This is a genomic window from Massilia eburnea (genome assembly GCF_009720745.1).
GTDB classification, from domain to species: Bacteria; Pseudomonadota; Gammaproteobacteria; order Burkholderiales; family Burkholderiaceae_D; genus Rugamonas; species Rugamonas eburnea.
Genome location: NZ_WNKX01000002.1, coordinates 404,498 through 427,121, shown reverse-complemented (window position 1 = coordinate 427,121; position 22,624 = coordinate 404,498). Strand labels below are relative to the sequence as shown.

The window sequence follows — 22,624 nt, the reverse complement described above, 5'->3', positions numbered from 1 at the left end:
GCCAGCGCCGGCGGCGGCCCCACGGCTGGCGCGCGCAGCGACGTCGGCCGAGCCGGCGCGCTACTGCATCGGCGTCATCGACGGCAACCGCAGCAGCAAGGAATGCCTGTGAGGAGGCGCCATGCGACCCGCATCCATCTGCCTGCCAGCCGCGCTGGCCCTCCTGGCCCTGGCCGTCCCCGCCGCCCATAGCGAGAACTTGCGCTGCACGGGCGCGCCCGCCGTGCCGGGCAAACTGGCGCTGGAACTGGGCAAATCCACCCTGATGCGCTTGCCCGACGCAGTGAACGGGCGCAGCATCGGCAACCCGCACGTGCTGCAGGCAACCCTGGTGGCGCCCGATACGCTCTACCTGGTGGGCGCCGAAATCGGCAGCACCAACCTGATCGTGCAAGGCAGGAGCGGCGCCTGCAGCGTGGTGGAGGTAGCCGTCGGGCTGGACGTGTCGCCGCTGCGCGCCAGCCTGGACGAGCTGCTGCCGCAGGAACACGGCATCAAGGTCACGGCCGCCGCCGACGCCATCGCCCTGAGCGGCAGCGTCAGCGACGGCGCCACCCTGGCCCAGGTGCTGGACCTGGCGCAGGCTTTCCTGCGCCGCGCACCGCAGCCGCTGGAGCGCAAGGACGGCGCGCCGCCGCAGCCGGCGCCGCCGGGCGCGCGCCTGGTCAACCTGCTGGCGGTCAGCGCTCCGCAGCAGGTCAAGCTGGAAGTGAAAGTGGCGGAAGTGTCCAAGACCCTGCTTGACAGGCTGGAGGCCGGCCTGTCGCTGCGCCACGCCAGCGGCAGCTGGAGCGCCATGCTGCTGGCGGACTTCCTGAGCGGCACCCTGGGCGGCGGCATGTCGCTGAACAAGAGCAATGGCAGCTTCCTGCGCCTGGACGCCGAGAAGCAGGATGGCCAGGTGCGTATCCTGGCCGAGCCCACCGTGATGGCGATGAGCGGGCAGGAGGGCAGCTTCCTGGCTGGCGGCAAGGTCATGGTGCCGGTGGCGCAGGACAACAACCGCATCACGCTGGAGGAAAAGGAATTCGGCGTCGGCCTCAAGTTCACGCCAACCGTGCTGGCCGGCGGCCGCATCAACCTCAAGGTCGCGCCGGAAGTGTCGGAGCTGTCGCGCGACGGCATCGGCGTCAGCACCGGCGCTTTCAACGGACGCGCCATCTTCCCCCTGGTTACCACGCGCCGCGCCAGCACCACGGTGCAGCTGCAGGATGGCCAGAGCTTCGCCATCGGGGGCCTGATCCGCCACAGCACGGTCAACAGCATGAAAGGCGTGCCCTTCCTCAGCGATCTCCCGGTGCTGGGCGCGCTGTTCCGCAGCACCGACTTCCAGAACGAGCGCAGCGAACTGCTGTTCGTGATCACCGCCCACCTGGTCAAGCCGGAAGGCGAGGGCGCCGGACTCGATGGCACGGCTGCGGCAGCGGCGCAGGCGCGCTACCGCAAGTCCTTCAGCGAGCCGGCGCCGGAGAGTGCGGGAGAAAAGAAATGAAGCGCCGGCGCCAACGCGGCTCGGTCGCCATCATGGCGGCGTTCACACTGCCGGTCGCTGTCGGCCTGTGCGGGCTGGCGCTGGAACTGGCGCTGGCTTTCCAGCGCCAGGCCCAGTTGCAGCAGGTCGCCGACGGCGTGGCGCTGGGCGCTGCGCAGCAGCTCGATGGCACGGCGGGGGGCATCGCCGCAGCCTTCAGCAAGGCGCAGCAAACGGCCAGCAGCCGTCAGGTGCGCGGCGTTGGCAATGTGGCGCTGAACACCGGCGCGCTCTCCTTTGCCGGCGATGCGGCCGGTCCCTGGCTGGACTACGCCAGCGCAGCGGCGGCGCCGGCCGGGCTGCGCTACGTGCGCGCCGACATGGCGGCGCTGGGCGCAGACTACACCAGCCTGCCGGCCATCTTCGGCAACCTGCTGGGCGTGCGCGATGCCACCACCGTCGGCGCGCGCGCAGTCGCCGGCCCGAACGGCTTGCGTGTGCTGCCTTTCGCCATCTGCGCGCCGAGCAGCACGCCGGCCGCAACGCGCGACAACGGCAGTTCGGCGCTGGAACAGGTGCAGTACGGCTTCCGTTTCGGCGTCGGCTACAACCTGCTGGCGCTCAATCCGGCGGCAGGCGCGGATAGCGGTGAATATTTCCTGGTCGACCCGGTCAGCGCGCCAGGCGCCCCTGCGGCGGCCGCCAGCACCGACGACAGCCAGGTTGCGCCGTTCATGTGTATCGGCAAACTGGCTTATGCCTCCCTGGCGGGACGGCTGCACCTGCGCCGCAATAGTGCGTTCGGCCTGTGGCGCCAGCTCAATTCCCGCTTTGGCGTGTATGGCGGCAGCGATGCCTGCGACCGCTACGCGGCGCCGGCCGACACCAATGTGCGCGAATTCCGCGGCAGCCAGGCCAGCTGGATGAGCAGCAATCCGCCGCAAGCTTCTGCCGCTTCCAGCACGCCGGCCGCAGGCAAGCCCTTGATGACGATCGCCGACAACGCAGCGCCGCTGCCGGCCGTGCCGCCGGCGCAGTACGGCACGCTGTGGGCATATGGACCGGCGCGCCAGTCCAGCAACGGCAATTTCGCGTTCAGCAAGTGGGGCGTCCTGTACCCCTCCAGTCCAGGCTTCAGCATGACGGCAACGGTCTGGTCGAGCAGCTCGCCGCCGTACCAGGGCCTGATCACCCAGCCCAGCGCCGGCACTCCGAGCCGCAAGGACCGGCGCCTGCTCTACGTACCGCTGCTGTCCTGCCCCATTGCCGCCGGCAGCGCAGTTGACGGCACCGTGCTGGCGGTGGCGCGCTTCCTGCTGACGGCCCAGGCCTCGGCCAGCGAAGTGCCGGGCGAATTTGCCGGCATCCTCAGCGCGAAAGAGCTGGCCGCGCTGGCGACCGACGTGGAGCTTGTGCAATGAAGCGCCTGCGCTGCCGGGGCATCGCCGCCATCGAAGCGGCCCTGGTGATGTTCGCCACCACCTCGCTGCTGGTGGCCTTTGTCCATTGCGGGCGGCTGGCGCTCGACTGCGCTGCCGTCGACCGTGCTGCCAGCGCAGCGGCCCGCTACCTGGCTGCAGTGCCGCTGGAGATCCTGCACGACGCGGCACAGCGCGGCATAGCGCTGGCGGCGGCAAGAAACCTGGTGGACGAAACGCTGGCCGCCGCCAGTGTCGATGTGAGCGGCCTGCAGGTGGATTTCCTGTGCGATCCAGGGCCATGCGCCAGCCTGCCGCCGGCCACGACGCCAGCCAAGGCCGGGGTGCAGGTAGTGGTCCTGTTCCACGACACGCTGTACCCCAACGACTACCCGACCCAGGTCTCGTCCTACGCGGAGGTCAACCGTGATAACTAAGGCGTGCCGCCAGCGCGGCCTGGCCAGTGTTGAATTCGGCCTGGTGTGCCTGCTGCTGATCCCCTTCCTGTTCGCCACGATCGAGTACGGCCGCCTGCTATTTGTCTGGAACGCGCTGCCTGAAGTGGCGCGCCGCGCCGCGCGCGCTGCGGCGATCGCCGATTTCACCGACGCCGCCGCCTTGCAGTCGCTGCGCCAGGCCGCCTTGTTCCGCAGCGACGACAGCCCGCTGCCGTTGGCGGCGAACGTGGGCAGCGCCAACCTGCGCATCGAATACCTGTGGCAAGACGCCGGCGGCAACCTGGCGCCGCTGCCCCTGCTGCCGGCCTGCCCGGTGGCCAACCGCATCAACTGCGCACGCGACCAGCATAGTTCCAGCTGCATCAGCTTCGTGCGCGTGCGCCTGTGCGGCAGCGGCGCCGACTGTCCGCGCCTGGCTTACCAGCCGCTGCTGCCCATGGTGCCGGTGCCGGAGCAGATGCCGCCCGCCGGCGCCCTGGTGCCGGCTGAATCGCTTGGCTATGGACCGGGCCAGTTGCCCTGCCCCTGAATCATCGTGCAAAGGAGGTTCCATGAAAGCGCTGTTGATCAGCAATGACGAGCGGTTGCAGGCGGAGCTGGCGGCACAGGGCTCGGCGCGCCTGCCGGCCTTGCAGCTGTCGGCCGGCCGGCGCGACTTGCGCGATGCGGTCGAGCGCGTGCTGCCGGCGCCGCCGGAGCTGGTGCTGTTCGATGCCAGCGAAGTGGAGCCGCCCCAGGCGCAATTGCTGGAATCCCTGGCGCGCCATTATCCGGACGCTTCCTTCATCCTGCTGACGCGGGCGCCGCAGCATGAACTGCTGATCCGGGCCATGCGTGTCGGCATGCGCGAAGTGCTGCCGCTGCCGCTGGTGCACCGCGCCCTGCACGAGGCGCTGGACCGCATCGAGATCGAGCGCGGCGTGACGGCCGTGCGCGAGGGCAAGGCGCTGGCCTTCATGTCCTGCAAGGGCGGCAGCGGGGCCACCTTCCTGGCCACCAATTTCGGCTATGCGCTGGCGGCGCTGGCCGGGCGCAAGGTGCTGCTGCTGGACCTGCACGGCCAGTTCGGCGACGCCACGCTCTACGTGTCGGACCAGAAGCCGGCCATGACCCTGTCCGATATCTGCAGCCAGATCGGCCGCCTGGATGCCGCTTTCCTCGAGTCCTGCCTGGTGCACGTGGCGCCCGGCTACGGCGTGCTGGGCGCGGCCGACGACCCGACCATGGCGATGCAGATGAAGCCGGACCACATCGACGCCATCCTGCGCGTGGCGCGCCAGCATTACGACTACGTGCTGCTGGACGTGGGACGCCAGATCGACGCCCTGTCGCTGCGCGCGCTGGACCAGGCCGACGCCATCTACCCGGTGCTGCAACTGGCCCTGCCCGACATCCGCGACGGCCGCCGCCTGCTCGACATCTTCCGCTCCCTGGGCTACCCGGCCGGGCGCACGCGCCTGATCGTCAACCGCTACGAGAAGGGCGGCAAGCTGCGCCTGGCCGACCTGGAACAGGCGCTGGGCGCCGAAGTACTGCACACGGTGCCCAACGATTACCTGTCCGCCACCGACTCGGTCAACCAGGGCATCCCCCTGCTGCAGCTGGCGCGCCATAGCCCGGTGGCGCGCAGCCTGGCGGAGCTGGTGGAAGCGGTGACCGAGCGCCGCCTGCCCGAGAGCAAGGGTTTGTTCGACCGCCTGTTCGGCCGCGCCGAGGCGGAACATTGAGAGGAGCTTGCCATGAGTTTGCGAGAACGCCTGGCCCTGGGCGAGGATGCGCAGCCGGCGCCCAGCGCCCCGGCCATGGCCGACGGCGCCTACCAGGAGCTGAAAAAGTCCATGCACCAGATGATCCTGGAGCGCATCGACCTGGAACGGCTGAAGCGCCTGACGCCCGAACAGTTCAAGCACGAACTGGCGCTGCTGGTGGCGCGCATCGTGGACGATGAACGCATTGTGCTGAACCAGGGCGAGCGCCATAAACTGGTGCTGGACATCCAGAACGAGATGCTGGGTTTTGGTCCGCTGGAACCCCTGCTGGCCGATCCCGGCGTGTCGGACATCCTGGTCAATACCCATGCCCAGGTCTACGTCGAGCGCACCGGCCGGCTGGAACTGACCGGCATCACCTTCCACGACAACACGCACCTGATGAAGATCATCGAAAAGATCGTCTCGCGCGTGGGCCGCCGCGTCGACGAATCGAGCCCGATGGTGGACGCGCGCCTGCCGGACGGCTCGCGCGTCAACGCCATCATCCCGCCGCTGGCGGTGGACGGCCCGATCCTGTCGATCCGCCGCTTTTCGGCGCAGCCGCTGTCGATGGAGAAGCTGCTCGAGTTCAAGAGCATGACGCCGCCCATGGCGGAAGTGCTGAAAGCTTTGGGCCAGGCGCGCCTGAACGTGCTGATCTCCGGCGGCACGGGCAGTGGCAAGACCACGCTGCTCAATGTGCTGTCCGGCTTCATCCCCGCCGCGGAGCGCATCGTCACCATCGAGGACGCAGCGGAATTGCAGCTGCGCCAGCCGCACATCGTGCGCCTCGAAACGCGCCTGCCGAATGTCGAAGGCAAGGGCGAGGTGACGCAGCGCGCCCTGGTGCGCAACGCGCTGCGCATGCGGCCCGACCGCATCATCCTGGGCGAGGTGCGCGGCGCGGAGGCGATCGACATGCTGCAGGCCATGAACACCGGCCACGAAGGTTCGTTTGCCACCATCCACGCCAACTCGCCGCGCGACGCGCTGGCGCGGCTGGAAAGCATGGTCGGCATGGCCGGCGCCAACCTGACGCCGCGCACGGCGCGCCAGCAGATCTGCTCCGCCATCACGGTGGTGATGCAGCTGTCGCGCCTGACCGACGGTGCGCGCAAGCTGGTCAGCCTGCAGGAAGTGACGGGCATGGAGGGCGACACCGTGGCCATGCACGAGATCTTCCACTTCGAACAGACCGGGGTGGACGCGCAGGGCAGGGTGCAGGGCCACTACTACGCCACCGGCGTGCGGCCGCGCTTTGCCGACCGGCTGCGCATGTTCGGCGTGCCGGTGCCGGACAGCCTGTTCGATCCCGGCAGGGTGTACGAATAAAAGGAGGCGCCATGGACTTCGCCTGGACCGGCTTTTCCGTCTTGCTGTTCGCCGCCGTGATCTGCCTGTGCGAAGGCGCCTGGCTGTGGTGGAGCAACAGCCATGGCAACGGCGCGCGCCGCGTGGCGCGCCGGCTGCGTCTGATGTCGGGCCGTACCGATGGCGCCGGGGGCGGCATCAGCATCCTCAAGGAGCGCCGCTATGCCGGCGCGGCCGGCCTGGACGCGCTGCTGCGGCGCCTGCCGCAGGCGGCGATGCTGGACCGCCTGCTGCTGCAATCGGGCTTGCGCTGGCAGGTTGGACGCTTCCTCCTTTTGCAGGGCGCGGCAGCGCTGGCGGCGCTGCTGCTGCCGGTGCTGCTGCATTTGCCGGCGCTGCCCGCCGTCATCACGGCGGCGCTGTGCCTCGCCGCACCGTGCGCCGTGCTGCTGCGCGCGCGCGCCGCACGGGTGCGCCGCATCGAGAACCAGTTGCCGGAAATGGCCGACTTCCTGGCGCGCGCCCTGCGCGCCGGCCACTCATTCGCCAACGTGATGCAGATGGCGGGCGACGAGGTGGCCGATCCGCTGGGCGGCGAATTCCGCGCCACCTACGAAGAAGTCAATTTCGGCGTCACCATGCAGGACGCCCTGCATCAACTGGCGGAGCGCGTGCCGCTGACCGACTTGCGCTACCTGGTGATCGCGGTGCTGATCCAGCGCGAATCGGGCGGCAACCTGGCCGAGCTGCTGGATAACGTGTCGCGCATGACGCGCGCCAGGCTGCAGCTGCTGGCGCAGGTGCGGGTGTCGTCGGCGGAGGGGCGCCTGTCGGCCTGGGTGCTGACGCTGATGCCGCTTGGCCTGATGGCGGCCATGCAGCTGACCAATCCCCAATACAGCAGTGTGCTGTGGCACGACCCCAGCGGCCAGCGCCTGCTGTGGTATGCCGGCTGCGCCGTGGTGGCCGGCATGCTGTGGATGCGCAAGATTGTCAGGATCCGGGTATGAAGGCCACGGACATCCTGTTCCTGTTGCTGGTGTTCGCCGTCGTGGCGGGACTGGCATGGTGGGCGATGCAGGCCCTGTCCAGCGGGCCGCTGCGCGAGCGCCTGAAGTCCATGTCCGGCAGTGCCGATGCGGCGCCTGCGCCGGGCCAGGGCGAGTGGATCGAGAAGGTGGCGCGGGTGGCGGAGCCGTTCAGCCGCCTCTCGCTGCCGGAAGAGGGCTGGGAGCAGTCGGCGCTGCGGACGCGTTTCATGAATGCGGGCTGGCGCCAGGCTGCAGCGCCCAAACTGTATTTCGCGGCCAAGACGCTGCTGGCATTGGGCATGCCTGCGCTGGTGGCTTTGCTGGCTGCGGGGCGCAGCAGCAACTTGCTGCTCTTGCTGTGCGCCAGCGCAGCCATTGGCTACTACCTGCCGAATGGCGCCCTGGCCCGCCGCGCGGAACAACGCCAGCGCGACATCTTCGAAAGCCTGCCTGACGCGCTCGATTTGCTGACCATTTGCGTCGAGGCCGGCCTGAGCATGGAACGCGCCCTGGCCAAAGTGGCGGGCGAGATCCACATCAAGAGCCTGGCGCTGGCGCAAGAGCTGCAACTGGTGCTGATGGAAATGCGGGCCGGATTCAGCAAGGAGCGGGCCTTGCGCAACTTTGCCCTGCGCACCGGCGTGGAGGATGTCGACGCGCTGGTGGCGATGCTGGTGCAGGCCGAGCGCTTCGGCACCAGCATGGGGGAATCCTTGCGTGTGCATGCGGACAATTTGCGGCGCAAGCGCGCAGTCGTCGCGCAGGAGGCTGCAGCCAAGGTGGCGCTCAAATTGCTGTTCCCGCTGATCTTCTGCATCTTTCCGGCGCTGATGATCGTGTTGCTGGGGCCAGCGTCGATCCAGATGAAGACTGTGCTGCTGCCCGCCGTGCATGCCGGGCGATAGGAGGCTGATATGCGCAAGACCATGATCGCTGCCTGTGCCGGGATGCTGGCGGCGTGCAGCATGCCTGTGTTGCCACCGGCTCCCTCCGCGCCGGCGGTAAGCGCCGTCCGGCCGGCGCCGTCCGCGCTGGCCGGCGAGGGGCGCTATGCGGAAGCCATTGCATTGCTGGAGGAAGGCGTGCAGCGCGCCCCCAGCGCGGCCTCGCTTGGCGACCTTGGCTACGCCTATTACCTCGGCGGCCAGCTGGAGCAGGCGCAGGCCGCGCTGGAACGCGCCTGCCTGCTGGAGCCATCCAGTGCGGTCGCATGGGAAAGGCTGGCGGCACTGATGGAGGCAATGGGTGAGACGGGCCGTGCGGTGGAGGCTATGCGCCATGCGCGCACCCTGCGGGAGGCGGCGGGCGGGCGCGGTGAAGCCGGCCCGGCCTCCGACGTTGCCGGCAGCGGCACGCCAGGCGGCTTGACGGGCAGTCCGTCGCGCGCGGCACAGGGCGGCGACTTGTGGCCGGCCGGGATGGCGCAGGTCGAGGTGCGGCAGGTGCATGCTGGGATGGTCGAGGTGGCACGCGTGGAGCGTGCGGGGGCCCGGCAGCCGGTTGCGCCGGAACGGGCGGCGCCGGCGATGGCGCCGGCGACCGCAGCGGCAAGTGCGCTGCCACGGCTTGAGGTCAGCAACGGCAACGGCATCCGCGGCATGGCCGCCGCCGTGGCGCAGCGCCTGAGGGCGCAGGGCATGCAGGTAGTACGCCTGACCAACACGATTCCCTTCAACGTGCAGGAGACGCGGGTGGAAGTGCGCGGCAGCGGCGAACCGCAGTTGCGCATCGTGCTGGGGCGGGACGCGGAAATAAAAAAGCCGCCCGCGGTTAGCAGGCGGCAAGCACCGTGAAACAACTCACGAGTTGGTGGGAAATCAGTTCCAGGAGACGCTGCCCAGGCCGCGCGCCGTCGACTGGCGGTTGGCCGGCTTGCCGTACACCGTTGCCGAACCCATGCCGGAGAGGCGCAGGTTGGCGGAAGTCTTTGCGTTGAAGGTGGCGCTGCCAAGGCCGGTCATGTCGGCGTCCACGCTATCGCTTTGCAGCTGCTTCGCATCCAGGCTGCCGATGCCGCCCAGCTTTGCGAACAGTTGCTTGCTCTGGCCGGAGATGGAAATCTCGCCAGCGCCTTTCAGATTCAGGTCCACCACGTCGGCCCTGGTGTCGCTGACATTCATGTGGCCGACGCCGGACAGGCGCACATCGACCTTCTTGAAGTGCGAGGACACGTTCACGGCGCCCGCGCCGTCCAGGGCGAGGCGAACTTCGTCGCCGTCAAAGCCCTTCACTTCCGCCGAACCGACGCCGGCGGAAACCAGTTCGCGCAATTGCGGCAGCGTCAGTTCCGCCTTCAGGTTGTAGCTGCCGATGTGGAAGCCGTTCAGCTTCTCGGTGCCGATGCGGATCGTATCGCCGCTCTGCGTCACCGTAATCTTTTCCAGGTAGCGCTTGTCGCCGGAGAGCACCAGTGCCGGTGCGCCTTGCTTCAGCTTCAGGTCTACCACGCCATCGAGTACTACTTTCACGGTACGGCCGTCGACAGTGCGCGCTTCGGTGATGGTTTCGTCCGCGTGCGCTGCGCCGCCGGCGGCGAGCATTACTGCGGTCATCATCGTGGCGGTGAAAATCTTTTTCATGTCTTGGCTCCGTGAGTTCGGTTTGCTTCGGATTACAGTGCAGCTTTTTCAGCAGCGGTCAGGCGCTTGGCGGTGACGGTCACCACTGGCATGCCCTTGGCTTCGGCCTTGGCGACAACGGCGGCTGGTGCGCTGTGTTTCAGCGGGGTGGCTGCGGTTGCAAAGCCGGTGGCGCTGACGACGGCTACGACTGCGAGGAAGATGTATTCCATGTTTTTGGCGATGTTCATTTTGCTCTCCGTTCGGTTGGGTTAAGTTCATTTCGCGTTTCGTTGATTGAACTATAGATATGTGCGGTGTCCAGCACTACCGGTGTGCGACGAAATGCAGAAATGGCGACTTGAAATGCAATAAAGGCGGTGTGACGAAGCGGGAAGCCCGTGTGACAGGGGCCATCGCCGCCCTGGCAAGGGGGCGATATACTCTCCAGCCATGAGAACCTTGCATTTCCTACGTATCCTCGGCGCCAGCCTGCTGGCCTGGAGCGCCATTTGCGCCTCGGGCGCCCTGGCTTCCTATGGCGCGCTGCTGCAGCGGGGCGCCAACCCGTCTTTTACCGAGCTGTTCGCCAACTGGACCAGCATGCATGGACTGATGGTGGTCTTCAGCGCCGTGCTGTGGGCGGTACTGCAACGCTGGCCGCAGGCGCTGGCCACGCCGCGCAAAGTGGGGCGGACCTACCTGCTGGTGATGGTATTGTTCCTGCCGCTCGAATACCTGTTTGTCGCGCAGCTTCAGAAAATGAACCTGTCCGGCCTCTTCGTCGAGTGGACCTGGACCACTTTCACCTTCGTGACCATCAGCGGCATACGTATCTGGCAGCTGCAGCGGGCCCGCGAAACGGACAACCTGTCGCTGCGGCTGGAGCTGGAGCAGCAGCGCCTGGCGTCCCTGCGCGGCCAGCTCGAACCGCATTTCCTGTTCAATGCGCTGAATGCGGTCAGCGCCCTGGTGCGGATGGACGACAAGGGCGCCACCCTGAGCGCCATCAGCCGCTTGAGCGGCCTGCTGCGCTACGCCCAGGCGGCCAGCTCGCGCGATTGGGTGACGCTGGCAGAGGAGCTGCAATTCGTGCGCGACTACCTGGCGCTGCAATCCATGCGCTACGGCGAACGGTTGCGGGTGACGATTGAAGGCGACAGCGGCGCCGTGCTGGCCGCCGATTGCCCGCCATTGCTGCTGCAGCCGCTGGTGGAAAACGCCCTGCGCCACGACCTCGATTGCCACGATGGCGCCGGCGATATCCAGCTGCGTTTCGCCGCGCAGGGCGGCATGCTGCACATCCACATCAGCAATTCGGTGCACCAGGTGCCGCCCAATCCCGGCCTGGGCATGGGCTTGCGCAATATCGAGGCCCGCCTGCGCATGGCCTGCGGCGCCGGCGCCGAATTGCGCACCGGACGGGCCGATGGCCGCTTTGTCGCCGACATCCATATGCCGATGTACTTTGCCGCATGAAGATCCGCGCCCTGATCGTCGACGACGAAGAACCCGGCCGCATCAACCTGCGCTACGGGCTGGCGGCGCACGCCGGCTGGGAAGTGGCGGGGGAATGCGCCAGTGCCGCCGCGGCCCGCGCAGCGCTGGCGGCGCTGGAGGTGGACGTGGTGTTCCTTGATATCCAGATGCCGCAGGAAACTGGACTGGCATTGGCGCGCGAGCTGGCGCAGCGGGAAGAGCCGCCGCTGGTGATTTTCGCCACTGCCTACAACGAGCATGCGATCGAAGCATTCGAAGTGCACGCGCTGGACTACCTGCTCAAGCCCTTCGACGACCAGCGCCTGGCGCAGGCGCTGGCGCGCGCAGCCGCCATGCTGGAACAACGCCAGCGCGCCGCCTATGCCCGCGCCATGCGCGCCTTTGCCGCGCCGGAGCCGGCCCACCTGCAGCAGCTTAACGTGCGTTCGGTCGGCCGCATCGAGTGCGTGCAGGTGGATGAGGTGCTGTGGATCGAGGCGGCGGGCAATTACGTCGAACTGCGCCTGGCGCAGCGGCGTGTGCTGCACCGTGTTCCGCTGGCGCGGCTGGAGCAGCACCTGGACCCGGCCTGCTTCCTGCGCGTGCACCGCCGTGCCCTGGTGCGGGTGAGCGAGGTCGCCGCACTGGAACGCGATGCCGAAGGGGGCAGCCAGCTGGTTCTGCGCTGCGGCGACCGGGTGCCGGTCAGCGAGCGCCACCTGCCGGCCGTGAAATCCCTGCTGGGCGCTTAAACCAGGGCCGCGATGGCCGTGCCCATCTCGGTGGTGGATGCCGTGCCGCCCATGTCGGGCGTGCGCGGACCTTGCACCAGCACGGTCTCGATGGCGCGCATGATGGCATCGTGGCCCTGTGCGTAGCGTTCGTCGCCGTTGCCAAGGAAGTCCAGCATCATGGCGCCGGACCAGATCATGGCCACCGGGTTGGCGATGTTCTTGCCGTAGATATCCGGCGCCGAGCCGTGCACCGGCTCGAACAGGGAGGGCAGGGTGCGTTCCGGGTTCAGGTTGGCCGAAGGCGCGATGCCGATGGTGCCGGCGCACGCCGGACCAAGGTCGCTCAGGATGTCGCCGAACAGGTTGGACGCCACCACCACGTCGAAGCGCTCGGGGCTCAGCACGAAGCGCGCCGCCAGGATGTCGACGTGGTACTGGTCCCAGCGCACGTCGGGGTAGTTGGCCGACATCGCCTTCACGCGTTCATCCCAGTAAGGCATGCTGATCGCGATGCCGTTCGACTTGGTGGCGGAGGTCAGGTGCTTTTTCGGGCGCGACTGCGCCAGCTCGAAGGCGAACTGCAGGATGCGGTCCACGCCCTTGCGGGTGAACACCGCTTCCTGCAGCACGGTTTCGCGCTCGGTGTTTTCGAACAGGCGGCCGCCGACGGCGGAATATTCGCCCTCGGTGTTTTCGCGCACCACATAGAAATCGATATCGCCGGGTTTCTTGTTCGCCAGCGGGCAGGGCACGCCCGGCATCAGGCGCACCGGGCGCAGGTTCACATACTGGTCGAATTCGCGGCGGAACTTGAGCAGGGAGCCCCACAGCGAAATATGGTCGGGCACCGCATCCGGCCAGCCGACGGCGCCGAAGTAGATCGCGTTGAAGCCTTTCAGCTGGTCGAACCAGTCGGCCGGCATCATCTGGCCGTGCTGCAAGTAATAATCGCAGTTGGCCCACTCGAACGCGGTGAATTCCAGCGGCAGGCCGAAGCGGGCCGCCGCGGCCTGCAGGGCGCGCAAGCCTTCCGGCATCACTTCCTTGCCGATGCCGTCGCCGGCGATGACGGCGATGCGGTGGGTGCTCACGCGGCGTCCTCTTCGCCCTCGACCGGAGCCGTGCGCATCCACTGCACCAGCGGCCAGGCATCCTTGAAGGCGCCAGCAATCATCGGCAGCAGTTCTTCCGGCTTGTTCAGCGGCAGCTTCACCTCCTGGTAGACGAAAAAGCTTTTCAGCTTGATGAATTCAATATGCTCATGTTCCGGATCGAAGCCTTTTGGCGGGCGCTGCAGCTTGTGCTCCTCCGTGATCGAGCCGTAGCGCGCCTTCAGCGCCTTGTTGTTCAAGGCTTTCTTGAAGCCCGCTGCGTCATTGACCATGTGGTTGCGCAGGGCTTTCAGGCGGTGCGGCGGCGGAATGTATTCGCCGGCGCCGATGCCCAGGATGCCGTCGGGGCTGATCTGGAAGTACCAGGTCGGACCGCCCGCCATGCTGGGGCGGCGCATATCGTTCGGCGCGATGGCCGCCGAGAAGTGGGTCTTGTAGGGGCTCTTGTCGTGGGCAAAGCGCACGTCGCGGTTGATGCGGAACATGGCCTTCTTCGGGTTGCAGAACTTGACCTGGGCGTCGAACTTGCCCAGCTCCGCGATCACCTGGGTCACCAGCTCCAGGAACTCTTCGCGCAGGATGTCGTAGCGCGGCTTGTTCATGACGAACCAGGGGCGGTTGTTGTTCTCGGACAGTTCCGTCAGGTAGCGGGTAAGGTCGCGCAGGTGCATATTATTTCTTGACTGGGGGGCGTTTGCCCACGGTGAGATGGAGTTCGCTTTCGCGGCTCTTGCGCAGGATGCGCAGGGTTGACTCGCCGCCCGGCGAGAGCTGGGCGATCAGGTTCAGCATTTCATTGGTGTCCTTGACCGGCTTGCCGTCCACCGACAGCAGGATGTCGCCGGGCTTCATGCCGGCCTTGTCGGCCGGGCCGTTGCGCACCACGCCGGCGATGATGGCGCCGGTGTCGCGGTCCAGGCCGAAGCTGTGCGCCATTTCCGGCGTGATTTCCTGCGATTCCACGCCGATCCAGCCGCGCACCACATGGCCGTCCTTGATGATGGCCTCCAGTACCGAACGCGCGGTGCTGACCGGGATCGCAAAGCCGATGCCGACCGAACCGCCGGTCTGGGAATAGATTGCCGAATTAATCCCCAGCAGGTTGCCCTGGGTGTCGATCAGGGCGCCGCCCGAGTTGCCGAAATTGATGGCGGCATCGGTCTGGATGAAGTTTTCGAAGTGGTTGATGTGCAGGTTGTTGCGGCCCAGGGCGGAAATAATGCCCATGGTGACCGTCTGGCCGACGCCGAACGGATTGCCGATGGCCAGCACCACGTCGCCCACCTTGGCCTGCTCGACCTGGCCCATCGCCACCACCGGCAGCTTGTCCATCTCGATGCGCACCACGGCCAGGTCGGTTTCGGGGTCGGAGCCCACCAGTTTGCCGGCGCCCTTGCGGCCATCGGGCAGTACCACCTGGATTTCGTCGGCGCCTTCCACCACGTGGTAATTGGTCAGGATATAGCCCTGCGGGCTGACGATCACGCCCGAACCCAGGCTGTTCTGGTCGTCTTCCTCGTCGCGGTCGCCGAAGAAGCGCTTGAAGAACGGGTCGCGCGACAGCGGATGGCGCTTGCGCACGGCCTTGGAAGTAAGGATATTCACCACGGCCGGCATGGCGCGGCTGGCGGCATTGCGGTAGGAGCCGGGGGAGGGAGAGCCGGCATCGGCCGGCACGTTGCTGCGGCTGGCCGCGACGGCAGCGGGGGCGCCAGCAGGGGGCGCCGGCCGCTGCACGGCCGTATAAACAAAGTACAGTGCCAATGCGATGGTCACCGTTTGTGCAAACAATAACCAGAGTTTTCGCATGGCGCTATTGCTACAAAGTGGGTTTAACCCCTATTTTCGCAAAGAATCGCGAATTTCGCGCAGCAACACGATATCTTCTGAAGGTGGAGCAGGTTCTGCCGGTGCGGCCGGGGCTTCGGCGCGGCGCAGCTTGGCCACCAGGCGTACCATCTGGAAGATGACGAAGGCCAGGATGACGAAATTCAGCAGGATGGTAAAGAAGTTGCCGTAGGCGATGACCGCGCCCAGCTTCTTGGCCTCGGCCAGGGCCAGGTTGTGCGCCTGGCCATTGAGCGGAACGTAATAATTAGCGAAATCCAGGCCGCCCAGCAGCATGCCGATTGGCGGCATGATGACGTCGGCTACCAGGGAATCGACGATTTTGCCGAAAGCTGCGCCGATGATGACACCGACCGCCAGGTCGATCACATTGCCCTTCATGGCAAATTCTTTAAATTCTTGCATCATTCCCATAGCAGATTCTCCCAGGAAGTTTATGGATTTGTATCAACTTTGCTGCAAATTCATCGAACACGCAAGGGGCGCAACATTGGGATGGATTAGCTAATTGCAAGGTTTTGCTTCAAATCGCCTTGGCACTCCTCTATAATTTAAGGTTGCTAGAAGCTTTGTTAGCGCTTAATAAAGATTTCAGATTTTTACTGATTGGGGTAAGTATGAGTATCGAAAAGCAGGTCGATTCCAGCCGGCGCGGACTGCTCGTCGCAACGTGTGCGGCGGGTGGCGTGGTTGGTTTGGGTGCTACGGGCGCCCTGGTAAGCACTTTCCAGCCTTCCGAGCGCGCGAAAGCGGCCGGTGCGCCAGTGGAAGTGGATATCTCCTCGCTGCAGCCCGGCGAACTGAAAACCGTTGAATGGCGCGGCAAGCCAGTCTGGATCCTGAAGCGTACCCCTGAAATGGTGGAATCGCTGGCAAAAGACGAAGCTGAACTGGCCGACCCGAAGTCCGAGCGTACCCCCGACGACCTGACTCCGGAATATGCCCGCAACCGCAATCGTTCGATCAAGCCGGAAATCCTGGTCGCTGTGGGCATCTGCTCGCACCTGGGCTGCTCCCCATCGCAAAAATTCACCCCTGGCGCTCAGCCATCCCTGCCAGACAACTGGGGCGGCGGCTTCCTGTGCCCATGCCACGGTTCGACCTTCGACCTGGCAGGCCGCGTGTTCAAGAACAAACCTGCTCCTGACAACCTGCAAGTGCCACGCCATATGTACCTGGGCGACACCAAGCTGGTCATCGGTAAAGACGAGAAAGGCGAGGCATAATCCATGGCCGCATTCAAGGAAACCAAATTCCCGGCCGATGCTCCGGCCGCGCAGAAGGCACTGGGCTGGGTCGATGACCGCTTCCCGCTGACCAAACTGTGGAACGACCAGTGGGGCAAGTACTACGCTCCGAAAAACTTCAACTTCTGGTACATCTTCGGCTCGCTGGCCATGCTGGTGCTGGTGCTGCAGATCGTGACCGGTATCTTCCTGACCATGCACTACAAGCCGGACGGTACGCTCAACCTGAGCGGCGTACCGGTTGCTTTCGCATCGGTGGAATACATCATGCGCGAAGTGCCATGGGGCTGGCTGGTGCGTTATATGCACTCGACCGGCGCATCGGCCTTCTTCATCATCGTGTACCTGCACATGACCCGCGGTTTGATGTACGGTTCCTACCGCAAGCCACGTGAACTGATCTGGCTGTTCGGTTTCGCCATCTTCCTGTGCCTGATGGCCGAGGCCTTCTTCGGTTACCTGCTGCCATGGGGCCAGATGTCGTACTGGGGCGCCCAGGTGATTGTCAACCTGTTCGGCGCGATTCCGCTGATCGGCCCTGACCTGTCGCTGTGGATCCGCGGCGACTACGTCGTGTCCGACGCGACCCTGAACCGCTTCTTCGCCTTCCACGTGATCGCTATCCCCCTGGTCCTGCTGGGCCTGGTGGCTGCCCACCTGATCGCACTGCACGAAGTCGGCTCGTCCAACCCGGACGGCATCGAAGTGAAAGAAAACCTGGGCGCCGACGGCCACCCGGTCGATTCGATCCCATCGCACCCGTACTACACCGTGCACGACCTGTTCGGCGTGTCCGTGTTCCTGACCATCTTCTCGGCCGTTGTGTTCTTCGCGCCTGAGATGGGCGGCTACTTCCTGGAATACAACAACTTCCTGCCGGGCGATTCGATGAAGACCCCGCCGCACATTGCGCCAACCTGGTACTTCACCGCCTTCTACTCGGTGCTGCGCGCCACCACCTCGGACTTCCTGTGGGTGCTGATGGCCGGTATCGTTGGCTACACCGCCTTCCTGTGGCTGAAGTCCAAGCTGTCTGGCATGGTCAAGATCATCGTCAGCGTGATCGCGCTGCTGATGGTTGCCGGCATGATGCCGGGCATGCTGGATGCGAAGTTCTGGGGCGTGGTGTTCTTCGGCGGTTCCGTGGTGATCCTGGCCTTCCTGCCATGGCTGGACCACTCGCCGGTGAAGTCGATCCGTTACCGTCCTGACTGGCACAAGTATGTGTACGCCGGCCTGGCCATTGCCTTCGTAACCCTGGGTTACCTGGGGACCCAGCCGCCAAGCCCAGTCGGCACCATCATCGCCCAGATTGCCACCCTGTACTACTTCAGCTTCTTCCTGCTGATGCCATGGTGGAGCGCAATGGGTACGTTCAAGAAGGTGCCGGACCGCGTTGTATTCCACGCGCACTAATCGGACGACCAGAACGCTAAGCAAAGGACTAATAAATGATCTTTTCCAAGAAACTGCTGGCCCTGCTGGCCCTGGTACCGGCGCTGGCCTTCGCTAACGAAGGCGGCTACCCGCTGGACAAGGCTCCGGACCGCTCGCACAACATGGCTGCCCTGCAAAACGGCGCCAAGCTGTTCGTGAACTACTGCCTGAACTGCCACAATGCGTCGGCCATGCGTTACAACCGCCTGCGCGACCTGGGCCTGACTGAAGAGCAGATCAAGAACAACCTGCTGTTCACCGGCGAAAAAGTGGGCGAAATGATGACCACGGCCATGCCGGCCAAGGACGCCAAGGTCTGGTTCGGCACCGTGCCGCCTGACCTGTCCGTGATCACGCGCGCCAAGGCAACGCCGTCGAACACCGGCAGCGATTACATCTACACTTACCTGCGCACCTTCTACAAGGACGAAAACCGCCCAACCGGCTTCAACAACATGGTGCTGCCGAACGCGGCCATGCCACACGTGCTGTGGGAGCTGCAGGGCGTGCAGGCCGCCAAGTTCGAAGAAGTGGAAGATCCACATGAACACGGCAAGAAGGTGCACAAGTTCGCCGGCTTCGAGCAAGTCTCGAAGGGCACCATGACCAAGCTGGAATACGACACCGCTGTCGCCGACATCGTTGGCTACATGGAGTGGATGGCCGAGCCGGCAGCACAGAAGCGCAAGCAGTTGGGCGTGTGGGTACTGATCTTCATGTCCATCTTCGCCACCCTGGCATGGCGCCTGAACGCGTCGTACTGGAAAGAAGTTAAATAATCAGCGTGCGCCGGCTTATCCGGCGCGTGTTTGCGCCGCCAGATTCGTCGGGCGGCCCAACTGGGGTGAACCGTTCGCGGTCTCGCCCCCTTTGTTTCTAAGGAACTAGGAAAATGATGGTTCTCTATTCGGGCACTACCTGCCCATTCTCCCAGCGCTGCCGCCTGGTCCTGTTCGAAAAGGGCATGGACTTTGAAGTGCGTGACGTTGACCTGTTCAACAAGCCGGAAGACATTTCGACCATGAACCCGTATGGCCAGGTACCAATCCTGGTCGAGCGCGAATTGATCCTGTACGAATCGAACATCATCAATGAGTACATCGACGAGCGCTTCCCGCACCCGCAGCTGATGCCGGCCGACCCGCTGATGCGCGCCCGCGCCCGCCTGATGCTGTTCAACTTCGAGAAAGAGCTGTTCGTTCACGTGCACACGCTGGAAAGCGAGCGCAACAAGACGAACGACAAGAGCCACGACAAGGCCCGCGCCGAAATCCGCGACCGCCTGACCACCCTGGCTCCGCTGTTCCTGAAGAACAAGTACATGCTGGGCGACGAGTTCTCGATGCTGGACGTGGCCGTGGCCCCACTGCTGTGGCGCCTGGACCATTACGGCATTGAGCTGTCGAAGACCGCAGCGCCGCTGATGAAGTACGCCGAGCGTATCTTCTCGCGCCCTGCCTACATCGAAGCGCTGACTCCGTCCGAGAAAGTAATGCGCCGCTAATTGCGGCCCCTGCGGCGCGCGCTTGCAATGCGCGCGCCGCAACCTAAAGTTTGAACATGGCAGAAATCTCCACCAAGCCCTACATGCTGCGCGCCATCTACGAATGGTGCACCGATTGCGGCTATACCCCCTACCTGGCAGTCAAGGTCGACGCAGCGACCCAGGTACCGATGGAATACGTCAAGAAGGGCGAAATCGTCCTGAATATCAGCTTCGGCGCCACCTCCGGCCTGAAGATGGATAACGACGCCATTCATTTCCACGCCCGTTTCGGCGGCGTGTCGCGCGAAATCTATGTGCCGGTGAATAATGTGATGGCGATCTACGCCAACGAAAATGGCCAGGGCATGGCGTTCGAACCGCTGCTGGGCCAGGCGCCCGAACCGAAAGCGCCCGCGCCAGTGGAAGAAATTGCATCCGTACCGACCCTGTCCTCCGTCCCGACCGCACCAGCACCGCGCGCCGACGACGACAATGGCCCGGACGATGGCGGCGAACCACCAAAGAAAGGTGGCCGCCCGACCCTCACGCGCATTAAATAGCGTATAATCGCGGCGACAGTTTTACAGCCGGCTTAGCTCATCAGGTAGAGCAGTTGATTTGTAATCATCAGGTGGCGGGTTCGAGTCCTGCAGCCGGCACCAGTATGTTGAAAGCCCAGCCCTCACCGGCTGGGCTTTTTCTTTTTTCGCATAGTCGCCGCACCAGCGCGAGAGAATGGCTTTGGCTTCTTCGGTTGTCATGATGTGCGCTGCTTCAGCAGATGGTCGAGCGAGTAGTTTCCGGCGCCCTGTGCCAGCAGGGGAAGCAGCAGGGCGGCCCAGCTCAGGTGGGTAGGCCAGGCTTGCGGGTAGACGAAGATTTCGATGACGGCTGTCATGCCGAGCAGGCCGAGGGCGGCGAAGCGGGTGAACAGGCCGGCGACCAGCAGCAGCGGCAGGGCGTGTTCGGCGAAAGTGGCCAGCGGGGCTGCTACCTCGGGCGGGACCAGGGGCAGCATGTATTCGTAGCGGAACAGGTCGACCGTTGAATTCTTCAGCGTGAACCAGCCTTCGACCTTGGTGCGGCCGGAGAGGAAGAAGATCGCGGCGACGGCGAGGCGGGCGGCGAGCAGTTGCACCGAGTCGGGCAGCAGGCGCGCCATGGTACGGGTGATGTGGGCATTCATAATTTTCTCCTGGATGTCATGTACGCCATTTGCCCTGGCGGACCAGTGTGGCTGCGGCGTCGGCGATTTGTTGTGGTGTTGCGCTGTCTTCTACTTGGAGGAGGCCGACGACGCGGCTGCGTCGCAGGTCGGCGGCGGCACGCACGGCTTGACCGCTCTGGCCTATCCCGACGAAGACTGCCTCCGGAATGTGCACGCTGTCGATGAACGCGATCAGGTCCTTGCCAAGTTCGGCGGGATCAGCATCGCGCAGCGCCGGTACCAGCACGTGGTAGCCTTGGGCGGCGAGCAGGGATGCTGCGTTGGCGTAGCGTTCGATATCCTGGCTATGACTCCGCGCCAGTACGATGGGGCGACCTTCCTCGGGGCCAGCGGCATGGTAGCTGCGGGCGGATTGCGAAGCCGCGACAGCGCGCAAGGCGTCGGTTGCGCTGTGAAGCGGTAGTGCGGCGCCGGCAAGCGCCGGTGCGAAGGCGAGGCTTGCAGTGCCTGCCAGTCCAGTCAGTGCGGACAGCAGGAACAGGCGGCGGGTTTCATTCATGATCAACTCCTGTAATGAGTTCACTTCCCAGCCAGTCGGCCAGCATGGCGCCTGCGCTGATGATGCCTTGCTCTTCGCCGAGGCGTTCCACCAGGAGGGCGCACAGGCCGACAAAGCTGCCGTCGTGCTGAAGCTGCGCCAGCGCGGCGTATTCGGTCGAGTCCAGGGCGCGCAGGCAGGAGATGAAACCACGCCGCCATACCAGCAGGCCGCCGGCGGCGGCCAGCATTTCGCTCTCCGGCGACCCACCGTCACGCAGGGCGAACCAGAGATCGGCTGCGTTGGTGGTGGCGGGGCGCAGGTGCAGCGTGGGCGTCAGCTGCAGGCTTGCATTGTCCCAATCGATGGCGGCGAGCGCTTCTGCGGCGACAGGTGCGAAGTCGGGGCCGACGAAAGCCAGGCCGAGCGCATGTTCAATCCATGCCAGCTCGTGCAGGTCGGGGTTGTCGGGGAAAATTGCCTCCAGCGTGTCGCAGAAATCGTCGGCGTAGGCGTCGATCGTCCACGCGTGCGGCCGGCGGCGGCTGATGTGCGAGGCCGCCGCACGCAGGAACGCCTCGTCACCGATGAAGGCGCGCAGCAGCGGGTAGCTCTCTTCGAGGCAGCCGACCAGCTGCGCGCGGTAGTTATTCAGGTAGACCGCGCGGCCCGGACCATCCGGCACACCGGCACCGGAAGCGGATGTGGCAAGCATGGCGTGAAAGCCGCCCTGGATGTCAGCGAGGTTCATGCTGCCTCCTTATGGGCGGCCAGGTTGCGCGCGAGATTGAGCTCCGCCAGCAGTTCTGCGAGCGGGGGAATGTCGCCATCGCGCTCGATCATGGTGGCCACCGGGCCGCAGCGGGAAATGGTTTGCGCATACAGCGACCAGACCGCGTCGTTGACGGCGCTGTCGTGCGTGTCGATCAGCAGGCCGTCGCCCTGGCTGTGGCCGGCAAGGTGAATCTGGCAGACGCGGTTCATCGGTATGCCGCGCAGGAAGTCGAGCGGATCGAACCCGTGGTTGCTGGCGCTGACAAAGACATTGTTCACGTCCAGCAGCAGGCCGCAGCCGGTGCGCTTGGCCATGGCGGAGATGAATTCCCATTCCGTCATGGTCGATTCGGAATACGTCAGGTAGCTGGAGGGATTCTCGACCAGCATGGTACGACCCAGCGCTTCCTGCGCCTGGTCGATGTTGTTGCAAATGATGTTGAGCGCCTCCTGTGTGTAAGGCAGCGGCAGCAGGTCATGCGAGTTGAAGTTGCCGATGCGCGACCAGCTCAGGTGGTCGGACACGAACATCGGATCGATCTCCTCCACCAGGGCGCACAGGCGGGCCAGATAGTCCGGCCGCAAACCATCGGCCGAACCGAGCGACATCGACACACCATGCAGCACCACCGGATGGCGCTCGCGGACGCGGCGCAGGATATCGCGCGGCTGGCCGCCGGCGACCATGAAGTTCTCCGAGATCACTTCCACGAAATCCACGTCGACATCGCCTTCGAGGAAATCGCGGTAGTGCTCACGGCGCAGGCCGAGGCCAAAGCGATGGGCTTGCATGATGTGTCTCC

26 protein-coding genes and 1 tRNA gene are annotated in these 22,624 nt (G+C 65.2%); 17 read left to right on the top strand and 10 right to left on the bottom strand.

The genetic code is table 11. From position 1 onward, the window contains the following. The first annotated feature begins 121 nt into the window (after positions 1-121). Genes GM658_RS04520 through GM658_RS04480 form a run of 9 tightly spaced genes read left to right on the top strand, consistent with a single transcriptional unit; the run spans position 122 to position 9,233 of the window. Positions 122-1,492 (top strand): type II and III secretion system protein family protein, encoded by a 1,371-nt coding sequence (locus GM658_RS04520; protein ID WP_155452795.1) that lies wholly within the window; start codon positions 122-124, stop codon positions 1,490-1,492. Beyond that, positions 1,489-2,892: a pilus assembly protein TadG-related protein gene (locus GM658_RS04515; protein ID WP_155452794.1), complete on the top strand. Its 1,404-nt coding sequence runs from the start codon at positions 1,489-1,491 to the stop codon at positions 2,890-2,892. Before GM658_RS04520 ends, GM658_RS04515 begins: the two co-directional genes overlap by 4 nt. Next, complete coding sequence (locus tag GM658_RS04510) at positions 2,889-3,326, top strand: hypothetical protein (protein ID WP_155452793.1); 438 nt, start codon at positions 2,889-2,891, stop codon at positions 3,324-3,326. Before GM658_RS04515 ends, GM658_RS04510 begins: the two co-directional genes overlap by 4 nt. Further along, a complete protein-coding gene (locus tag GM658_RS04505) occupies positions 3,316-3,876 on the top strand; it encodes a TadE/TadG family type IV pilus assembly protein (protein WP_155452792.1) in 561 nt (186 codons plus the stop codon). Before GM658_RS04510 ends, GM658_RS04505 begins: the two co-directional genes overlap by 11 nt. Before the next feature lie 22 nt (positions 3,877-3,898). Continuing rightward, the gene (locus tag GM658_RS04500; RefSeq protein WP_155452791.1) at positions 3,899-5,074 is read left to right on the top strand and encodes a CpaE/TadZ family protein; all 1,176 of its coding nucleotides are present in this window, start codon (positions 3,899-3,901) and stop codon (positions 5,072-5,074) included. 12 nt (positions 5,075-5,086) lie between these two features. Next, the gene (locus tag GM658_RS04495; RefSeq protein WP_155452790.1) at positions 5,087-6,430 is read left to right on the top strand and encodes a TadA family conjugal transfer-associated ATPase; all 1,344 of its coding nucleotides are present in this window, start codon (positions 5,087-5,089) and stop codon (positions 6,428-6,430) included. Positions 6,431-6,441: 11 nt separating this feature from the next. After that, positions 6,442-7,419 (top strand): type II secretion system F family protein, encoded by a 978-nt coding sequence (locus tag GM658_RS04490; RefSeq protein WP_155452789.1) that lies wholly within the window; start codon positions 6,442-6,444, stop codon positions 7,417-7,419. Further along, positions 7,416-8,345, top strand: coding sequence for a type II secretion system F family protein (locus GM658_RS04485; protein ID WP_155452788.1), 930 nt, complete (start codon positions 7,416-7,418; stop codon positions 8,343-8,345). Before GM658_RS04490 ends, GM658_RS04485 begins: the two co-directional genes overlap by 4 nt. Positions 8,346-8,354: 9 nt before the next feature. After that, complete coding sequence (locus GM658_RS04480; RefSeq protein ID WP_155452787.1) at positions 8,355-9,233, top strand: LytR C-terminal domain-containing protein; 879 nt, start codon at positions 8,355-8,357, stop codon at positions 9,231-9,233. A 24-nt stretch (positions 9,234-9,257) separates the two neighbouring features. On the opposite strand, the gene GM658_RS04475 is transcribed toward GM658_RS04480, so the two are convergent. Beyond that, on the bottom strand, positions 9,258-10,019 hold the full coding sequence (locus GM658_RS04475; protein WP_155452786.1) for a GIN domain-containing protein: 762 nt from the start codon (positions 10,017-10,019) through the stop codon (positions 9,258-9,260). Between the two features lie 32 nt (positions 10,020-10,051). After that, on the bottom strand, positions 10,052-10,249 hold the full coding sequence (locus GM658_RS04470; RefSeq protein ID WP_155452785.1) for a hypothetical protein: 198 nt from the start codon (positions 10,247-10,249) through the stop codon (positions 10,052-10,054). Positions 10,250-10,451: 202 nt separating this feature from the next. Here GM658_RS04470 and GM658_RS04465 point away from each other — a divergent pair, with 202 nt between their 5' ends. Next, positions 10,452-11,477 carry a sensor histidine kinase gene (locus tag GM658_RS04465; protein WP_155452784.1) on the top strand — a complete coding sequence of 342 codons (1,026 nt, stop codon included), beginning with the start codon at positions 10,452-10,454 and terminating at the stop codon, positions 11,475-11,477. Further along, the gene (locus GM658_RS04460) at positions 11,474-12,229 is read left to right on the top strand and encodes a LytR/AlgR family response regulator transcription factor (RefSeq protein WP_155452783.1); all 756 of its coding nucleotides are present in this window, start codon (positions 11,474-11,476) and stop codon (positions 12,227-12,229) included. The genes GM658_RS04465 and GM658_RS04460 overlap by 4 nt, the downstream gene beginning before the upstream one ends. Here GM658_RS04460 and GM658_RS04455 read toward each other — a convergent pair. The 4 genes from GM658_RS04455 to mscL are packed head-to-tail and all read right to left on the bottom strand — an operon-like array spanning position 12,226 to position 15,585. After that, a complete protein-coding gene (locus tag GM658_RS04455; protein ID WP_170298657.1) occupies positions 12,226-13,302 on the bottom strand; it encodes a tartrate dehydrogenase in 1,077 nt (358 codons plus the stop codon). The genes GM658_RS04460 and GM658_RS04455 overlap by 4 nt on opposite strands. Continuing rightward, positions 13,299-13,994 (bottom strand): DUF2461 domain-containing protein, encoded by a 696-nt coding sequence (locus GM658_RS04450; RefSeq protein WP_155452781.1) that lies wholly within the window; start codon positions 13,992-13,994, stop codon positions 13,299-13,301. Before GM658_RS04450 ends, GM658_RS04455 begins: the two co-directional genes overlap by 4 nt. 1 nt (position 13,995) lies before the next feature. After that, entirely contained in the window at positions 13,996-15,132 is a 1,137-nt protein-coding gene (locus GM658_RS04445) for a Do family serine endopeptidase (protein ID WP_155452780.1), read from the bottom strand. Positions 15,133-15,162: 30 nt separating this feature from the next. Then, complete coding sequence (gene mscL / locus GM658_RS04440; protein WP_155452779.1) at positions 15,163-15,585, bottom strand: large conductance mechanosensitive channel protein MscL; 423 nt, start codon at positions 15,583-15,585, stop codon at positions 15,163-15,165. 203 nt (positions 15,586-15,788) lie between these two features. Between mscL and petA the strand changes: the two genes are divergently transcribed. The 6 genes from petA to GM658_RS04410 all read left to right on the top strand — a co-directional run bounded on the left by petA (position 15,789) and on the right by GM658_RS04410 (position 20,003). Continuing rightward, the gene (petA, locus tag GM658_RS04435) at positions 15,789-16,397 is read left to right on the top strand and encodes a ubiquinol-cytochrome c reductase iron-sulfur subunit (RefSeq protein WP_155452778.1); all 609 of its coding nucleotides are present in this window, start codon (positions 15,789-15,791) and stop codon (positions 16,395-16,397) included. A 3-nt stretch (positions 16,398-16,400) separates the two neighbouring features. Then, positions 16,401-17,834 carry a cytochrome b gene (locus GM658_RS04430; RefSeq protein WP_155452777.1) on the top strand — a complete coding sequence of 478 codons (1,434 nt, stop codon included), beginning with the start codon at positions 16,401-16,403 and terminating at the stop codon, positions 17,832-17,834. 35 nt (positions 17,835-17,869) lie between these two features. Then, positions 17,870-18,634: a cytochrome c1 gene (locus GM658_RS04425; protein ID WP_155452776.1), complete on the top strand. Its 765-nt coding sequence runs from the start codon at positions 17,870-17,872 to the stop codon at positions 18,632-18,634. 113 nt (positions 18,635-18,747) lie between these two features. Beyond that, a complete protein-coding gene (locus GM658_RS04420; protein ID WP_090436157.1) occupies positions 18,748-19,359 on the top strand; it encodes a glutathione S-transferase N-terminal domain-containing protein in 612 nt (203 codons plus the stop codon). 56 nt (positions 19,360-19,415) lie between these two features. Beyond that, positions 19,416-19,901 (top strand): ClpXP protease specificity-enhancing factor, encoded by a 486-nt coding sequence (locus GM658_RS04415; RefSeq protein ID WP_155452775.1) that lies wholly within the window; start codon positions 19,416-19,418, stop codon positions 19,899-19,901. Between the two features lie 26 nt (positions 19,902-19,927). Further along, a tRNA-Thr gene (locus tag GM658_RS04410) sits at positions 19,928-20,003 on the top strand. A 95-nt stretch (positions 20,004-20,098) separates the two neighbouring features. On the opposite strand, the gene GM658_RS04405 is transcribed toward GM658_RS04410, so the two are convergent. From GM658_RS04405 to bufB, 4 genes are read right to left on the bottom strand one after another with little or no spacing between them, the layout of a single operon-like run. Then, a complete protein-coding gene (locus GM658_RS04405) occupies positions 20,099-20,527 on the bottom strand; it encodes a DoxX family protein (protein ID WP_155452774.1) in 429 nt (142 codons plus the stop codon). Between the two features lie 16 nt (positions 20,528-20,543). Beyond that, a complete protein-coding gene (locus GM658_RS04400) occupies positions 20,544-21,068 on the bottom strand; it encodes an alpha/beta fold hydrolase (protein WP_155452773.1) in 525 nt (174 codons plus the stop codon). Next, a complete protein-coding gene (locus tag GM658_RS04395; protein ID WP_155452772.1) occupies positions 21,061-21,798 on the bottom strand; it encodes an HvfC/BufC N-terminal domain-containing protein in 738 nt (245 codons plus the stop codon). The genes GM658_RS04400 and GM658_RS04395 overlap by 8 nt, the downstream gene beginning before the upstream one ends. Next, a complete protein-coding gene (gene bufB / locus GM658_RS04390; RefSeq protein ID WP_155452771.1) occupies positions 21,795-22,613 on the bottom strand; it encodes an MNIO family bufferin maturase in 819 nt (272 codons plus the stop codon). The genes GM658_RS04395 and bufB overlap by 4 nt, the downstream gene beginning before the upstream one ends. Between the last annotated feature and the right edge of the window lie 11 nt (positions 22,614-22,624).

Coding starts and splice junctions, on each gene's coding strand:
- GM658_RS04520 (WP_155452795.1), top strand. CDS start 122: ATGCGACCCGCATCCATCTGCCTGCCAGCCGCGCTGGCCCTCCTGGCC.
- GM658_RS04515 (WP_155452794.1), top strand. CDS start 1,489: ATGAAGCGCCGGCGCCAACGCGGCTCGGTCGCCATCATGGCGGCGTTC.
- GM658_RS04510 (WP_155452793.1), top strand. CDS start 2,889: ATGAAGCGCCTGCGCTGCCGGGGCATCGCCGCCATCGAAGCGGCCCTG.
- GM658_RS04500 (WP_155452791.1), top strand. CDS start 3,899: ATGAAAGCGCTGTTGATCAGCAATGACGAGCGGTTGCAGGCGGAGCTG.
- GM658_RS04495 (WP_155452790.1), top strand. CDS start 5,087: ATGAGTTTGCGAGAACGCCTGGCCCTGGGCGAGGATGCGCAGCCGGCG.
- GM658_RS04490 (WP_155452789.1), top strand. CDS start 6,442: ATGGACTTCGCCTGGACCGGCTTTTCCGTCTTGCTGTTCGCCGCCGTG.
- GM658_RS04485 (WP_155452788.1), top strand. CDS start 7,416: ATGAAGGCCACGGACATCCTGTTCCTGTTGCTGGTGTTCGCCGTCGTG.
- GM658_RS04480 (WP_155452787.1), top strand. CDS start 8,355: ATGCGCAAGACCATGATCGCTGCCTGTGCCGGGATGCTGGCGGCGTGC.
- GM658_RS04475 (WP_155452786.1), bottom strand. CDS start 10,019: ATGAAAAAGATTTTCACCGCCACGATGATGACCGCAGTAATGCTCGCC.
- GM658_RS04470 (WP_155452785.1), bottom strand. CDS start 10,249: ATGAACATCGCCAAAAACATGGAATACATCTTCCTCGCAGTCGTAGCC.
- GM658_RS04465 (WP_155452784.1), top strand. CDS start 10,452: ATGAGAACCTTGCATTTCCTACGTATCCTCGGCGCCAGCCTGCTGGCC.
- GM658_RS04460 (WP_155452783.1), top strand. CDS start 11,474: ATGAAGATCCGCGCCCTGATCGTCGACGACGAAGAACCCGGCCGCATC.
- GM658_RS04450 (WP_155452781.1), bottom strand. CDS start 13,994: ATGCACCTGCGCGACCTTACCCGCTACCTGACGGAACTGTCCGAGAAC.
- GM658_RS04445 (WP_155452780.1), bottom strand. CDS start 15,132: ATGCGAAAACTCTGGTTATTGTTTGCACAAACGGTGACCATCGCATTG.
- mscL (WP_155452779.1), bottom strand. CDS start 15,585: ATGGGAATGATGCAAGAATTTAAAGAATTTGCCATGAAGGGCAATGTG.
- petA (WP_155452778.1), top strand. CDS start 15,789: ATGAGTATCGAAAAGCAGGTCGATTCCAGCCGGCGCGGACTGCTCGTC.
- GM658_RS04430 (WP_155452777.1), top strand. CDS start 16,401: ATGGCCGCATTCAAGGAAACCAAATTCCCGGCCGATGCTCCGGCCGCG.
- GM658_RS04425 (WP_155452776.1), top strand. CDS start 17,870: ATGATCTTTTCCAAGAAACTGCTGGCCCTGCTGGCCCTGGTACCGGCG.
- GM658_RS04420 (WP_090436157.1), top strand. CDS start 18,748: ATGATGGTTCTCTATTCGGGCACTACCTGCCCATTCTCCCAGCGCTGC.
- GM658_RS04415 (WP_155452775.1), top strand. CDS start 19,416: ATGGCAGAAATCTCCACCAAGCCCTACATGCTGCGCGCCATCTACGAA.
- GM658_RS04405 (WP_155452774.1), bottom strand. CDS start 20,527: ATGAATGCCCACATCACCCGTACCATGGCGCGCCTGCTGCCCGACTCG.
- GM658_RS04400 (WP_155452773.1), bottom strand. CDS start 21,068: ATGAATGAAACCCGCCGCCTGTTCCTGCTGTCCGCACTGACTGGACTG.
- GM658_RS04395 (WP_155452772.1), bottom strand. CDS start 21,798: ATGAACCTCGCTGACATCCAGGGCGGCTTTCACGCCATGCTTGCCACA.
- bufB (WP_155452771.1), bottom strand. CDS start 22,613: ATGCAAGCCCATCGCTTTGGCCTCGGCCTGCGCCGTGAGCACTACCGC.